At 36.1% G+C, this 16866-nt stretch carries 7 protein-coding genes; 1 reads left to right on the top strand and 6 read right to left on the bottom strand.

Going from position 1 to position 16866, the window contains the following annotated elements; all coding sequences use genetic code 11:
• Positions 1-14: 14 nt before the first annotated feature.
• From LNP81_RS15475 to rpsF, 5 genes are all read right to left on the bottom strand, one after another.
• Complete coding sequence (locus LNP81_RS15475) at positions 15-10484, bottom strand: Ig-like domain-containing protein (RefSeq protein WP_230037320.1); 10470 nt, start codon at positions 10482-10484, stop codon at positions 15-17.
• Positions 10485-11731: 1247 nt separating this feature from the next.
• On the bottom strand, positions 11732-12205 hold the full coding sequence (locus LNP81_RS15470; protein ID WP_065449577.1) for a DUF6495 family protein: 474 nt from the start codon (positions 12203-12205) through the stop codon (positions 11732-11734).
• Positions 12206-12349: 144 nt separating this feature from the next.
• A complete protein-coding gene (gene rplI, locus LNP81_RS15465) occupies positions 12350-12790 on the bottom strand; it encodes a 50S ribosomal protein L9 (RefSeq protein ID WP_065449576.1) in 441 nt (146 codons plus the stop codon).
• Positions 12791-12856: 66 nt separating this feature from the next.
• Positions 12857-13153, bottom strand: a complete 297-nt coding sequence (gene rpsR, locus LNP81_RS15460) for a 30S ribosomal protein S18 (RefSeq protein WP_002987043.1) — start codon at positions 13151-13153, stop codon at positions 12857-12859.
• A gap of 5 nt (positions 13154-13158) precedes the next feature.
• Positions 13159-13500, bottom strand: a complete 342-nt coding sequence (gene rpsF / locus LNP81_RS15455; RefSeq protein ID WP_007810575.1) for a 30S ribosomal protein S6 — start codon at positions 13498-13500, stop codon at positions 13159-13161.
• Between the two features lie 177 nt (positions 13501-13677).
• Here rpsF and LNP81_RS15450 point away from each other — a divergent pair, with 177 nt between their 5' ends.
• Positions 13678-14376: a LytR/AlgR family response regulator transcription factor gene (locus LNP81_RS15450; RefSeq protein WP_041518796.1), complete on the top strand. Its 699-nt coding sequence runs from the start codon at positions 13678-13680 to the stop codon at positions 14374-14376.
• Between the two features lies 1 nt (position 14377).
• Here LNP81_RS15450 and priA read toward each other — a convergent pair whose 3' ends face one another.
• Positions 14378-16828: a replication restart helicase PriA gene (gene priA / locus LNP81_RS15445; RefSeq protein ID WP_230037318.1), complete on the bottom strand. Its 2451-nt coding sequence runs from the start codon at positions 16826-16828 to the stop codon at positions 14378-14380.
• Positions 16829-16866: the final 38 nt, after the last annotated feature.

Below are 16866 nucleotides of genomic sequence, written 5' to 3'. Positions count from 1 at the left end.
GATTAATACGGTGATTATCTCATGATAGATAACCATCCTTTTTTAACCGTTCCGTCTCCAATGGTTATCACATAAAAATAAGTACCTGTTGGCAGCATATCTCCTCTATTGATAACTCCGGACACATTGGCCGTTCCGTCCCAATCATTTTCATAATGTTGTTTACTATATACTAATGAACCGTATCTGTTATATACTTTCAACTCGTTGTTTGGATATGATTCGATACAATCAATTTTGAAAAGATCATTCGCTCCGTCATTATTTGGAGTAAATTCATTGTATACTGTCAAACAAACCGGTACAACAGTAACTGAAGCCGAGTTATTTGATGCATCAACATCTAAAGGAGTCGAAATTTCGACAGTTGCAACGTTTGTATAATTACCACTTGGTAATACTTCTGCAACAATTGTAAGTACTACGCTTTGTCCGGCATTTAAAGCTGGAATTGTCCAAAGCTGTGTACCTAAATCGTATGTTCCTGCAGTTGTACTAGCGCTTATCAGATCAAATCCGCTTGGTAATAATTCGCTTACTATGGTATTTATAAAGTTACCTTCACCAACATTATTTACTGTTACAGTAAATGTTATTTGCTCACCAAAATTAGGTGTAGGATTACTAACCGTATTGGTGATCGTAAGATCTGAACAAGTGGCTACATTTACATTTAATGATTTAATTGTTCTTTCATTACATGTATTGATGTAAGCAACACTCACCTTTCCAGGTCCGATGTCAGACCATGATATCGTTACAGTTCCGTCAGCATTTCCTCCTCCGGAAGTAATAGTACCATTTTCAACTGTCCATAGATAATCTGATTTTCCGTTGGCAATAGAATATGTAATTCCCTGGAAGACACATGGCGTATCATCTGTAGTAGTGATTGGAACCAGTGCATCATTTTCAAAAGAAATTGCTACTCCTAATCTTGAAACTCCCTCACAACCATTAGTTGTATTGCTAAGTGCTGCAGCATAATATGTTGTTGCTGTAAGTGGTGTATTTGCTGCCAGTGGTGTTCCGCCATTTGCAGAAGTATACCATACTATATTTGTTTCATTTACAACAATGCTTTCTATTGTTGGAGCTGCTGATAAACAGAATGTCTGAGTTGTTCTTGGTGTAGTAACCAGAAGTGGTGTATTTATAACTACAACAACTGCTAATCTTTGCGGATTTTCGCAACCTGAACCACTTGCAATAACACCATAATAAGTACCACTTACTAAATTTGTTGTTGCAGGAATCGCAGTTCCTCCTGTTGGAGTGCTATACCAAATTACGTTAGATTCATTTACCTGAATATTCGAAACTTTTGGTGCATTTACTGAACAGAAGTTTTGAGTCAATGAATTCGTTGTTGGTGTTGCCATTGGATTAACAATAGTAATCGTAACCATTAAACGAGTTGCACTTTTACATCCTGTAACCGGTTCTGTAATTTCTCCATAATAAGTACCAGAAGTTAAAGCTGTAGCTAAAGGAATTGCTGTTCCTCCGGTATCAGCAGTAAACCAGGACACATTATTTTCGTTTACCTGAATACTCGCAAATGTTGGATTACTTGTAGAACAGAAATTTTGTGCAGTATTATTTGTTGTTGGATTATTTGAGTTTCCAACAGTAACTGTCACTTTAAGTCTGATACTACTTTCACAACCCGTTGTTGCATCTTTTAACGCTGCGAAATAGTCTCCGCTTACTAAAGCTGTTGTCGAAGCAATTGGTGCTCCTCCATTCACTGCGTTATACCAAACTACATTTGTTTCGTTTACCTGAATACTGGCAACAGTTGGATTATTTCCAGAACAGAAAGTTTGTGCAACAGCAGTAGTTGTTGGTGTAGCAGGATCTGTTACGTTAACTGCTACGGCTAATCTTGTTTTACTTTCACATCCAGATGCATCTTTTATAGCTGCATAATATGTACCGCTTGTCAACGCTGTAGTCGATGCAATCGCTGTTCCTCCTGTTAAGGCTGTGTACCAAACAATGTTTGGTTGATTAAACTGAATGCTTGCAAAAGTTGGAGCATTTACCAAACAGAAATTTTGAGTTCCAGCTGTTATTAAAGTTGGTGTTCCAGGATCTGATACAGTAACATTTACTGCTAATCTAACATTGCTTTCACAACCTGATACTGGATCTTTTATTGCTGCATAGTAAATTCCAGTTGCTAATGCTGTAGCTGATGCAACTAAATTTCCTCCGCTTAATGCATCGTACCAAACTATGTTTGCAGCAACAGCAGGGCTAACATTGATAGTCGCTACTGTTGGAGCATCAACTAAACAGAATTTTTGATCTGTATTGGCTATTGATGGTGTTCCAGGATCTGAAACTGTAATATTAATAGCTAATCTTATATTGCTTTCGCAACCTGTTGTTGGATCTTTTATCGCTGCATAGTAAACTCCTGTTGCTAATGCTGTAGCTGATGCAACTGAATTTCCTCCGCTTAAAGCGTCGTACCAAACTATATTAGCAGCAATAGCAGGACTAACATTGATACTTGCTACTGTTGGAGCATCAATTAAACAGAATTTTTGATCTGTATTGGCTATTGATGGTGTTCCAGGATCTGAAACGGTAACGTTTACCGCTAATCTTATATTGCTTTCGCAACCTGTTGTTGGATCTTTTATCGCTGCATAGTAAATTCCTGTAGCCAATGCTGTAGCTGATGCAACTGAATTACCTCCGCTTAATGCATCGTACCAAACTATATTGGCAGCAACAGCAGGACTAACATTGATGCTTGCTACTGTTGGAGCATCAACAAAACAGAAGTTTTGATCTGTATTGGCTATCGATGGTGTTCCTGGATCGCTTACTGTTACGGCAACTTCTAATCTTACATTGCTTTCGCAAGTTGTTGTAGCATTTAAAATAGCAGCAAAGTAGGAAGTATTAGTTAATGGTGTAGTACTCGCAAGCGGTGTTCCACCTGATGAAGCACTGTACCAAACTATTGTTCCAACTGTTGGCGTATCAACCTGAATATTGGCAATTGTTGGAGTATTTACCAAACAAAAGTCTTGTGTAGTATCTGTTGTAGTTGGTGTTCCTGGATCGCTTACTGTTACGGCAACTTCTAATCTTACAGCACTTTCACAAGTAGTTGTAGCATTTAAAATAGCAGCAAAGTAGGAAGAATTAGTTAATGGTGTAGTACTCGCAAGTGGTGTTCCGCCTGATGAAGCACTGTACCAAACTATTGTTCCAACTGTTGGCGTATCAACCTGAATATTGGCAATTGTTGGAGTATTTACTAAACAAAAGTCTTGTGTAGTATCTGTTGTAGTTGGTGTTCCTGGATCGCTTACTGTTACGGCAACTTCTAATCTTACAGCACTTTCGCAAGTAGTTGTAGCATTTAAAATAGCAGCAAAGTATGAAGTATTGGTTAACGGTGTAGTACTCGCAAGTGGTGTTCCGCCTGATGAAGCACTGTACCAAACTATTGTTCCAACTGTTGGCGTATCAACCTGAATACTAGCAATTGTTGGAGCATTTACCAAACAGAAATCTTGTGTAGTATCTGTTGTAGTTGGTGTTCCAGGATCGCTTACTGTTACGGCAACTTCTAATCTTACAGCACTTTCGCAAGTTGTTGTAGCATTTAAAATAGCAGCAAAGTATGAAGTATTGGTTAACGGTGTAGTACTCGCAAGTGGTGTTCCGCCTGATGAAGCACTATACCAAACTATTGTTCCAACTGTTGGCGTATCAACTTGAATACTAGCAATTGTTGGAGCATTTACCAAACAGAAGTCTTGTGTAGTATCTGTTGTAGTTGGTGTTCCCGGATCGCTTACTGTTACGGCAACTTCTAATCTTACAGCACTTTCACAAGTAGTTGTAGCATTTAAAATAGCAGCAAAGTAGGAAGAATTAGTTAATGGTGTAGTACTCGCAAGTGGTGTTCCGCCTGATGAAGCACTGTACCAAACTATTGTTCCAACTGTTGGCGTATCAACCTGAATATTGGCAATTGTTGGAGTATTTACTAAACAGAAGTCTTGTGTAGTATCTGTTGTAGTTGGTGTTCCTGGATCGCTTACTGTTACGGCAACTTCTAATCTTACAGCACTTTCACAAGTAGTTGTAGCATTTAAAATAGCAGCAAAGTATGAAGTATTAGTTAACGGTGTAGTACTCGCAAGTGGTGTTCCGCCTGATGAAGCGCTGTACCAAACTATTGTTCCAACTGTTGGCGTATCAACCTGAATACTGGCAATTGTTGGAGTATTTACCAAACAGAAATCTTGTGTAGTATCTGTTGTTGTTGGTGTACCAGGGTCTGTAACCGTAACAGTCACAGCTAATCTAACACTGCTTTCACATCCTGTCACCGCATCTGTAACTGCACCATAATAAATGCCATTTGCTAAAGCTGCAGTTGGCAATAAAGCCGTAACTCCTGTATCAGTACTATACCAAACTACATTAGATTCGTTTACTTGAATATTAGCAACCGTTGGCTGTGTAACTAAACAGAAATCCTGAGTATCATCTGTAGTCGTTGGTGTATTTGGATCACTAACCATGATTACTGCATCTTGTAAAGTTCCTGCAAGATTTTCACAGGTATTTGTACTTGCAACAGCAACATAATAAGTTATCGGACTCATTGCTTTTGTTAAACCTGTCGCGGTTAAAACACCAGCTGCGTCAATTGCATAAGTAACTCCGGCTATAACTGCGCCATTTGTTATTGGCTGTGTTCTAGCAGCATCTAAATACCAGGTAAATACCGGGCTTGTTAATGTTGGTGCTGTTGGAGTCAACGACGCAGGTACATCATGACAAACTGTTACGTCATCAACTAAAATATCATTTACAGTTGAAGGAGGCAGGATTGTAAACGTAATTTGTTTTCTATCTGCTTCAGAAGTTTCACAAAATTGATCTGAACTTACTCCTACAGAATAAGTATAAGTTCCTGGAGCTAATCCGTTTACGATTAATTGAGAAGTTGTTTCTCCCAGAATTAACTGGCTTGTTGCTCCACTACTATTATACCAATAATAAACAGGGGTAGTTACAACTGGCGTTCCGCTTAAACTTGTTGCTAAAGTTACAGTTCCTGAAGGAGAACAAATCGATGTAGTTGTTCCTCCGTTTAAAGTAATATCTGTTAAAGCATTTACAGGAGCCGAAGCTCTTACCTCAACTGTTACTTCTCCTCTTGTGAAAGACTCACAACCATAACGTACCGGTTGTATATAGTATTTATAAATTCCTGCTGGCAAATTAGCCGGGATAGTATAAGTAAGTCCTGTGGCAACCGAGGTTCCGCCTGTTGGCGAATCATACCAAATATAGGTAGAACAAGCTTGTTCAGGAACTTGCAATGTAACAGCTGTTCCCGGGCAGACCGTAACTTTATTTTGAGGGTCAGCTCCTACCACGCTCGTATTTGCAACTCTTTCTACTGTGTGAACTCTTAAGAAGTCTAATACTCCTGCAACTCCTCCAAAACGAATTCTTACTCTATCGTATGATTCTGTTGGTGAAGAAACCAAAACCATTGCCATAGAATTTCCTGGCAATAATCTCAAGCTCAGCAATGTATTATTACTTTGAATCGGAACTCCAACCGCTACACTTCCTAAATAACGCTGAATAGTAAATCCAGTTAATAAATTGACATCTAAAAGTGCTCCTGGTTTTGAGATTACAATTCTTAAAGTATCAGTTACAACTGATGGTGTTTTAAATTCTACAGTTAAATCTGCTGCCGCTGCAACTCCAATTGCACTATACATTGTTGCAAAAGTTGTAATATCGTTATCAGCTATATTCCATGGGTCACTTACACCCACTGCTGCAGTTACTGCACCAATAGGAAGTCCCACATCTGTTGAACCATAAAATATATCTCGTATGTCTCCCGGAGTACAAGCAACGCTTGAAACTGATCTGTTATAATGAGCATCAAATACTTTTGTATTTTGAGCAAGACTTAAAATAGAAGCTGATTGAATACGGATTCCATCATAATTCTGAGGACCGGAAGCATCTGAAGGAACAAAAGTAAATTCATAAGTATTATCTCCCGAAATTAAATTTAATAATGATCCGGATACTGATTGCATTGTTCCAATGTCAACACCGCCTAGAGTTCCTATTACTGATAAATTTTGACCTACAGCTAATAAACTGTATTCTGATCCAAGTTTAATCGTTACCGGTGTACCTTTAGTAATAACACTTGGCCAGGTTAAATTCTGCCAGGTTGTACCTATTCCTAAAAGTCCTAAACCTGTTGTAATGGTAGAGAATGTCTGTGGATTTCCGTCAACAGCATTTGCTCCGTCAGTAACTGTTCCTGTAATTATCCTATCAAATGTTTGTGCAGTTGCATAAACTCTTTCTGTTAATGACTGACAACTGCTAAGATTAATTACATTAATTACTTTTGTTGCAGTACTGGTACAAATTCCGTCATTAGCCACTGCTGTATAAGTATAAACTCCAGGAGTGTTTAAAGGTCCTGTAGTAAATGTTGGTCCTGTTAACGGATTTCCCTGTGGATCAAACCAAGTGATCGCGGCTGTAGAAACTGCTGTTAAAGTCACGCTTGTTCCTACATTCACAGATTCTTGCGGATTAGTTATGACTAAACTTGGCAATGCATTAATAGTAACTGTTACAGATTGTCTTACAGAAGGACAAGTATCACTGTTAAGCTGTGCTTCAACAGAATATACACCGCTCGCCGTAATATTTGAAGCTGCGTCTGCAGTTATTTGATTATTCGATGCATCATAGAAAGTATAAGTCGTATTTCCTGATGAATCAAAATTAGTAATCGCACTTCTTAAATTAGCACTTCCACAACCTGTAAGCGTTGCATTTAAAGCTAAAGTAGTTGTTGAAGGGAAATTAACCGTAACTTGTTTTAATGTGCCGTTTACATTTTCACAAGTGCCTCCATTTAAAATAGAAACAAAATAATTGTAAGGTGTTCCGGCAGCATTTAATCCTGTTAAACTAAGTACTCCTGTTCCGGCATCTTTAGCAAATGTTACACCTCCAATTACACTTCCATTTATAATTTCTGTAGTTTTATTTTGATCTGTATAATATCTAAATTGAGCTCCCGGAATAGTTGATGCAGGAGCTATAACTGCAGCTCCGGCACAAGTACCCTGAACAGGAGTTGTAATCAGTACATCAGCATCTGTTGGAATTGGCAATACAGTAACTGTAACCGCCTGACGTAAACTATTAAAACAATCGTTATTATTATTATCATCACGTGTACTTTGTAAATAATAAGTAGTTGAAGTTGTTAAAGGCGCAGTTGGACTTACATTCACAATGTTTCCTAATGTAGGAGCATCATACCAGGTAAAAGTTTCTGTTCCTGTAGAACTTGCTGCCAGAGTAGCTTGCTGTCCAGCACAAATTGGATCTACAGCTCCTGTTATACTAGCATTTGGAAACCTGTATGCAGCCTGATAAATATATAAGTTACTTAAGGCGGTAGCAACACCTCCTAATCGTACTTCTATTCTATCAAATGGTGCTGCTGCCGTAAAGCTGGCTTTAAATTTATTTCCAGATAACAATTGAATATTCAGCAAATTATTATTAACTGCAATTCTGTCATTATTATAAGCTCCTCCGTTATAAGTTGCTAAACTAATATTAGATAAAAGACTTATATCAAGAAGTCCAACAGGAACTTCTAAGTCCACATCAATAATATCTCCTGTCTGACCAGGATTTGCAAAAATTAATTCCTGCTGAATGTAGCCTGCTACGCCAAGCGGTACAGAAAGCTGTGAATAAGTATTAATATTACCATCGACAGCATCATTTGCAGCAGCAACTGAACATAAAACACATACACCACCAGTTGATGTTGTCGCTGTGCCTGCCTGCAAGCAAGTACTTGCATTAGCTATTACAATAACATTGATTACTCCTCTGGTTGGACTAGCGCAATCTGTTGCTATGTTTACGGCTTCAACATAATACGTTTTATTAGCATTTAAAACAGGCGTTGTATACGATGTTGCATTCAAAGCTACTGAAGCACCTGCTATTGCAGCATCATACCAATTGTATCGAACTCCTGCCACAGGATTTAAAACTGATAATGTAATAGTCTGCCCTGATTGTATAAGGACATCTGATCCGGCAAAAGTTGGTACTGCTGGTCGAGGATTTACATTTACAGGTACAGGAGTACGTGTTGGATTTACACAACTTCCAATAGCTGCTTCAACATGATAAGTTACGCTTGCATTTAAAGCTGGCGTTACAAATGATGTTCCCGTAAATAATAAATTTCCGCCTGATGCCGCATCATACCAATTATAAATCGTTCCTGCCACCGGCGATTGAACTGTAAGTGTAGTGGTCTCACCCGAGCAAAGATTCACAGGAACAGCATTAACAACCGGCGCAATCGGATTATCAATTAATATCTGAACAGGATTTCTCTCACTATTTATACAGCCATTTCTAGTTACTTGAACATAATAAGTTGTAGGTACTGATATAGCCGGTGTTGTATATGCAGCTGTAGATGCTAGTGAAGCTCCACCACTGGCTGTACTATACCAATTTACAGTTTCACCAACTGCAAGAGCTGCAGTTAATGTTGTTGATGTACCACTGCAAATAGTTGTATCACCTGTAATAACAGGAGCTTTATATCTATAAGTCGCCTGATAAATATCTAAACTGGTCAATAACGTTGCCAAACCTCCTAATCGAATTTCTACACGATCAAAATTAGCTCCGGCAACGACACTGGCTCTAAAACGGTTTCCTGTTAGTAATTGTAAAGTAATTAACGGATTAGTAATTGCAACCCTGTCATTATTATAAGTTGCTCCATTATAAGTTGCTAATGTAACAGCTCCTAATAAATTTACATCTGCCAAACCGCCTGGTAATTCTAACTCTACATCAACAATATCACCCGCTTTTCCCGGATTATTAAATTGTAATGTTTGCTGCATTGTTCCTGTAAGTACTCCTGCCGGAATAGTTAAACGGGCTGATGTTGCAGGATTACCATCTACAGAATTATTAGGATTTGTAGAACCGCATAATAAACATATACCAGTTTGGGCGGTTACCTGGCTGCTGGCTTCAAGACAACCGCCTAATGCCGCTGGCTGAACCGTTACAGTAACAGGAACTCTGGATGCACTGGCACAAATTCCATTTGGACTTTGCGCTTCAACGTGATATGTTTTTGTAGCTGTTAAAATTGGTGTTGTAAAAGAGGTTGTATTTGTTGCAACCGCTGTTCCGCCTGTTGCAGCCTCATACCAATTTACTTGTACCCCCGGCTCTGAGACTGAGGCATTCAAAGTGGCATTTTGACCGGACTGAATGGTAACACTTTGCGTTAAAACAGTAGGTAAAGCTGGAACAGCCGTAGAAATTACATTAACCGGAGTACGAGTTGGACTCACACAACTGCCAACTGAGGCTCCTACATAAAAAGGTGTAGTTCCCAAAGGAACAGTAGGAGAATATGTTGTACCTGTAGCAAGAGCTGCTCCACCGCTTGAGGCAGAATACCAGGAATAAACTGTTCCCGGAACAGGATTCAAAAGCGAGAGTGTTGTCTGCTGTGTTGGTCCTGTTGCACATATAGAAAGGCCTGTATTATTAACTGCAGGAGCAACAGGATTTGAAACATTTAAAACTACCGGCACCCGAACATTTCCTTCGCAGCCTGCAGCTCTCGAAATTCCAATATAATAAGTTGTTGCAGTACTTAGCGCAGGAGTAGTATAAGTATCTCCCGTCGCTAAAGCTGTTGTAGACGATGCTGAACTATACCATGCAAGTGTAGTTCCTGCAGCTGGTGTTGCTGTAAGCGTTGTTGTAGAACCTGCACACACAGTTTGTGTTAAACCGCCAGTTACGATAGGCTGAGCAAATTCTAAACGTACATCATAAATTCTCAAACTCACTAAGAGACTTAAAAGCCCTCCAACCTGAATTTGTACCTGATTAGTATCACCTGTTAAGGTATACTTAGCAACTGCGACCGTATTACCATTTAATAAGTTCAGGTTCAATAGCGGACTATTTAAAGCCACTCTTGTTCCTACATCGGCACCTGAAAGTTTGGTTTGAAGAGATGCATTGGATAATAATCCAACATCCAGCAAACCATTTCCTGTACCAAAATAAATAGCGATTTGGTCTCCTGCTTTTGCCGTTTGGTTCAAGGTAAGTGTTTCTTCAACGAAACAACCTATTCCAACAGCATTTGTCAGGGTTGCAAAAGTCGTTAAACCCGCGCTGTCATAAGCGTTGGCTGGACTATCAACATTTAATCCTAGACACAATAATCCACCTTGGCTATTTGTTTGAGACGTTGGTCTGCAAATAGTCTGCGAAGATGCATTAGTGCATAATAAGAATAAAAATAATAGTCCGAATAATCTCTTCTGAAAGTTGAGATCATAAAAAGTAGAATTTTTTTTCATAATTTGGAAGATTAGAAAATGGACAATAAAATACCTGTTGCGATAAGCACGTATGCTTAGGCAATTCTTAAAAAAACTAAAAATCAACTAGTTAAAATGAAATTTAAATTCGTAGCATACTAAGAATGTAAACTGCATTTCAGTAAAAAAATCATGTTGCATTACGTATACCGAAGTATACCAAAGAGCAGTTTTTATTCCTGTAGAATAAAAAATGTCCGGAAAACTTTAGGAAATATTGATCTGAATCAATCTTCCAGGAGGAGTGATTTGTTGCAGGATTAATTTTCATAAAAGAAAATTTAAGTTGAGTAGAACTGGGGGGATTCTTAATATATAGTATGATTCAATATCTATAGAAAGTTGATTAGGCAATCTGTAAATTTTGTTGATTTAGAATTAAATTCTAAAAATTGAATCATTGTGTCTAATATGAATCTTTTTTGAATTTAAACGTATTTAAACACAAAAATGCTTTTCATTAACCAAGCCGCCGATCGGGCTTCGAAAATAAAAAACAGATATAAGTAAAAAATTGATTTTGAAAATTTGCATTTATATGATAAACTGATTTGAAAATGAACTTAAGCATTCTCAAACAGATAAAAAACAAAACTAAAATGATAGGAAATATTAATGCAAACTTGATAAAGAAAGTAGATGTCAATTCCATAAGCAATATAATTAAGTTATTATTTAAATCTTTACTGTTATAATATCAATAAATACAAAAACCATAATTCGGTTCAATAAAAGAAACTGCAATTAAATTGTTTTTGATCAAGCCTTTCTAAAAGTTCAAAAATCACTTTGTTTAACTTTCATATTCTAAAATTATAAAAAACAAAAATTTAAAACAAGTATAAAATTCTTATTTTTTTAATTTCAAACGAAAATTATTTTTCAAAAAACACCTAAAATATCAGAAAAACCTACATTTTTAAAGAAAAATTAACTGTTATAATTGTCACAAAAAAAATATAAATTTTATGTTAAATATTTAAAAAGTAAGTTAATTATTACTTTTAAGTACTGTGAATGGCTAAATTAGAGTACCATAAAGACGAAATGAAAAGTAAAACTTACATTTCGATATTAAAAAAAGATTTATTTGCATTATTCTAAATAAACAGGTATAAATACGGGGTAAAAAAAGTAAAAAAGTTTAAACGAAAGTTAAAAAAATAAAAAAAAGGTAAACAATTTAATATCAATCATTTACCTTTTTAAAAAATATTTTGAGAAAATTACGATTCGATAATCGTATTAATTTGCGTGAACAATTGTCCGTCACTTAAAAAAGCTCCCTGCTGGATCAATTCAAAAATAGAAGCATTCCTGTCTTCTGTAAATACTTTTTTTCCAACTTTCATTTCTATGTTTTCTGTAAACATATTATCACTTAACCATTGCAGGCCATCTTTAGTTAGAAAATCAGTCTCAGGAACCAACGATTTTAAAACGATAGATTGTACATCTTTTTCAAAACACTTAAACAAGAAAATATGATTTCTGGAAAAATGCTCTAAATACTCTGCTCTTGACAAAACACCTTCCCAAATTAAATCAGAGAAAACATCCAATTCCTGCTCAGCCACTTCCGGCTTATTTATTTTGATAGAATCCCACTCAGCTTTATCAATAGTTTGTGTAGCTAAAAAATTAGCGAATTCTGCATGCAATTCATCAAATTGCTCTTTTGTTAGTCTTGCGTATTTCATTTTCTTTTTTAGGCTTTATGCCTTACGCTATTAGCTTTAAGCAAGATGCTTTACGCAAATAACTCTAAGTCTGATTAATTATTATTTCTTTTAAACAAAAAAATCCCGATTCGCATCGGGATTTTTGTATAGTATAAAAAACGATTACTTTTCAGCAACAATTTCGTATGGTAATTCAACGATTACATCTCTGTGTAAACGCACATTTGCAGTGTATTTACCAGTACGTTTAACGATACCGCTAGTGATGAATTTTCTATCGATTACTTGTCCACCTTTAGCCAAAGCTTCAGCGATATCAATATTCGTGATTGAACCGAATAATTTTTCACCACCTGCTTTTGCAAAAAGTTTAATTTCGATAGCTTTTAAAGTTTCAGCTAATGCTTTTGCATCAGCAACAACTTTAGCTTCTTTGTGAGCTCTTTGTTTTAGGTTTTCAGCCAATACTTTTTTAGCCGAAGGAGTTGCTAAAGCAGCAAAACCCTGAGGAATTAAAAAGTTACGTCCGTAACCAGCTTTTACAGTAACTACATCATCTTTAAATCCTAGATTCTGTACGTCTTGTTTTAAAATAAGTTCCATGTTGTTGTCCTTTATTTGAGAAGTTAGGTTCCATCTTACCGGAAACCAACAACTATTCTTTTAATATTATTTTAATAAATCGGCCACGTATGGCATTAAAGCTAAGTGACGAGCTCTTTTTACAGCTACAGAAACTTTTCTTTGGTATTTCAATGAAGTTCCAGTTAAACGACGAGGAAGAATTTTTCCTTGCTCATTAACGAATTTCAATAAGAAATCAGCATCTTTATAATCGATATATTTGATTCCTGATTTTTTGAAACGACAGTACTTTTTAGTTTTGTTAGTTTCAATGTTTAAAGGCGTTAAATATCTGATATCTCCGTCTTTTTTTCCTTTTGCAGATTGCTCTATTGTAGACATAATAATTAAGCTTTAGTAGATTTTAATTTGGCTCTTCTTCTTTCAGCCCATGAAATAGCATGTTTGTCTAAACTTACAGTTAAGAAACGCATAACTCTTTCGTCACGTCTAAATTCAGTTTCAAAAGCAATTAGAACTTCTCCAGCTACTTTGAATTCGAATAGGTGGTAAAAACCACTTTTTTTGTTTTGGATTTCGTAAGCCATTTTTTTCAGACCCCAATCCTCTTTCGATACCATTTCAGCTCCTCTACTAGTAAGAAATTCTTCAAATTTCGTTACTGTTTCCTTCACCTGAACCTCAGATAAAACGGGATTTAAAATGAAAACAGTTTCATAATGATTCATAAATACAATATTTATTTGTTAAAATTGGGTGCAAAAGTAACCATTTAATTTATATATACAACACTTTTTTACTTTTATTCGTTGTAATGTAAAAAATGCAGGCTGTTTTTAGTTTTTTTTACAAAAAAATAATACATTTACTACTGCTATCCTGAATTTATTCTAAATCTTAATGTTATGAAACTAAACTGTGTTGTTGTAGATGATAGTTCTATACAAAGGACCATTATTGCAAAATTAGTTAATAATCACCCAGGTTTGCACTTAATCGGGGATTTTTCTAATGCAATAGAAGCAAAAAGCTGTATTTCTCTAAATAATATAGACTTAATCTTTCTTGATATAGAAATGCCTGTTATTAATGGATTTGATTTTCTGGACGGTTTAAAAACTAAACCGCAAATTATATTTATTACTTCTAAAGCAGAGTACGCTTTAAAAGCTTTCGATTATGATGCTACTGATTATTTGCAAAAACCTATTGCGGTAGATCGCTTTAATGCCTCCGTAAAGAGAGCAATAGACATGCATTTGCTTAAAAAAGACGTAAAAGAAGAAGAAGGCGAACATATATTCATCAAGAGTAACCTTAAAAAACTTAAAATTTTCACAGCAAAAATCAAATGGATTGAAGCTTTTGGGGATTATGTAAGAGTGGTTACAGAAGATGATAGTAATTTGGTATTGTCTACAATGAAATCTTTTGAAAATGATTTATCAAAAGACAAATTTATTCGTGTACACAAATCTTACATTATCAACATTGATAAGGTAGAACGCTTTAACAGTAAATTTGCTGAAATTGGTATTACCAAAATTCCGCTTAGCCGAAACAAAAAAGAAGATTTAGTAAAAGCATTGTCAACGTCATCATAATTTAATAAAAATCGACATTGGCAATAACCTTTATAGCTCTGTACTGAGCTACAGCTTCAAAACTATTCAACATTTTCTGAATAGTTTTTTTTGTGCCTGCTAAAGGCATATTATTCGGAATCTTAATCAGGATCGTTCTGATATATTCATTCCTGATTCTACTAATCGCCGGCTCCTCAGGTCCTAAAACCGGAATACCCAGATTTTGACTCAAAACCTGATACAACCACATCGAACCTTCTTTAAGCTTTTCAAACTCACGGTGTTTCAATGTTAGCTTAATAATTCTGAAATAAGGCGGATATTTATAAATCTGACGATCATACAATTGTTCCTTATACATACCCATATAATTATGGTTTGTAACCTGCTGAATTGTATTATGATTAGGATTATAAGTCTGAATTACCACTTTCCCCTGTTTCTCTGATCTTCCCGCTCTTCCGGCCACCTGTGTCATCATTTGAAAACTTCGCTCGAAAGCTCTGAAATCAGGATGATGCAGCATATTATCGGCATTCATAATCCCAACCAGACTTACATTATCAAAATCCAGACCTTTGGCCAGCATTTGAGTTCCTACCAAAATATCAACTTCGCGATTTTTAAACGAATCGATTATTTTTTCGAAGCCAAACTTTCCGCGAGTCGTATCCTGATCCATTCTGCCTGTTTTGGCCTTCGGAAAAAGTGACACTAACTCTTGTTCGATTTGTTCTGTTCCAAATCCTTTTGTTGTTAAATCGATACTTGAACAACTATGGCAATGCGTTGGTTTTGCAATAGAATAACCGCAATAATGACAACGCAATTGATTTTTATGTTTATGAAAAGCCAGACTCACATCACATTGCTGACAATGTGGTACGTGCCCGCAAGTCATACATTCTATTATGGGCGAATATCCACGTCTGTTTTGAAACAAAATCACTTGCTCGCCTAAAGACAAAGCTTCTGCAATTTCTTCAATTAAAAGATCACTAAAATGCCCCGTCATTCGTTTTCTAAAATGCTTGTCTTTTAAATCGACCAAAAGCACTTCTGGCATTCGAACATCATTATAACGTTCTGTAAGCGTAACCAAACCGTATTTATCTGTTTGCGTATTAAAATACGTTTCGATACTTGGCGTAGCTGATCCCAGTAAAACTTTTGCATTATGAAAACTCGCCAAAACAATAGCCGAATCCCTGGCGTGATATCTTGGCGCAGGATCCGTTTGTTTAAACGTCTGCTCGTGTTCTTCATCAACAATTAGCAAACCTAAGTTCTCAAACGGAAGAAACAAGGCCGACCTTGCTCCTATTACAATTTGGGCTTTTGTTGAATTTTCGAGTGTTTGTTTCCAAACCTCAACTCTTTCATTATTACTGTATTTAGAATGAAAAACTGCTACTTTATCGCCAAAATGAAGTCGTAAACGCGATACCAATTGCGTAGTAAGCGCAATTTCAGGCAACAAATACAAAACTTGTTTTCCTGTCAATAAATATTCTTCAATTAGCTTGATATAAATTTCTGTTTTTCCGCTTGATGTAACACCGTGAAGCAAACAAACTTCTTTATCTAAAAAACTATTTTTAATCGATTCAAAAGCAGTATTCTGAGCTTCACTTAACAATAATTGCTTCTCAGTTGCTTGTCCGGAAAATGAAACACGATCTTGCTGCAAAAGATATTCTTCGAAAATTTCTTTATCAATTAAAGCTTTTACTGTAGTTGAAGTTGAATTCGAAACCTCAACCAGTTTTTTGACAGTTATGGGTTTCTTTTCAGAAGCCATTAGTTGAAAGTAAGCCAAAACAATTTCCTTTTGTTTATTAGCACTTTTTAAAACTTCCAGCAATTCTCCCAAACCATTATCTGATTCGTATTTTGCATGCAGTTTTACATACCGAACCAATTTTGGCTTATAACTTTCTTTTATTTCTTCTTCTAAAACAATAATATCTTTTGCAATTAGTTTTTGAAGAATCGGAAAAATATTCTTTTTGTTCAAAATAGAAACAATTTCCCCAACCTTAAGCGAACTTTGATGATGCAAGGCTTCGTAAATCAAGAATTCGTCATCAGAAAGTTCAGAATCATTTACCAGCGTATCCGTCTTATGCGAAACTACAGTTTCACTTTCCAGCAATAATCCGCTGGGAAAAGCGCCACGATATACATCGCCAATGCCACACATATAATAGTTTGCCACCCAAAGCCAGTGTTTGATCTGGATTTCGGTCGCAATAGGTTTTTCGTCTAATATTTGATGAATTTCTTTGGCATCATATAAGCTTGGTTCATTTTGATGAATATCAATAACCAACGCTGTATATATTTTACTTTTACCAAAAGGCACCGCAACTCGCATTCCTTTTTTAATAAAATGGAATTCGGCCTCAGAAATACGATAAGTAAAGGTTTTGGCTAAAGAAAGCGGTAGAACAACTTCGACAAAAAACATGTAGATATTTTATAGGATTTAGAAAACTATCTGAAAAA

Source organism: Flavobacterium piscisymbiosum, from assembly GCF_020905295.1.
GTDB classification, from domain to species: Bacteria; Bacteroidota; Bacteroidia; order Flavobacteriales; family Flavobacteriaceae; genus Flavobacterium; species Flavobacterium piscisymbiosum.
Note: the sequence above shows the minus strand (reverse complement) of the source record. Positions and strands in the feature narration are given on the sequence as shown.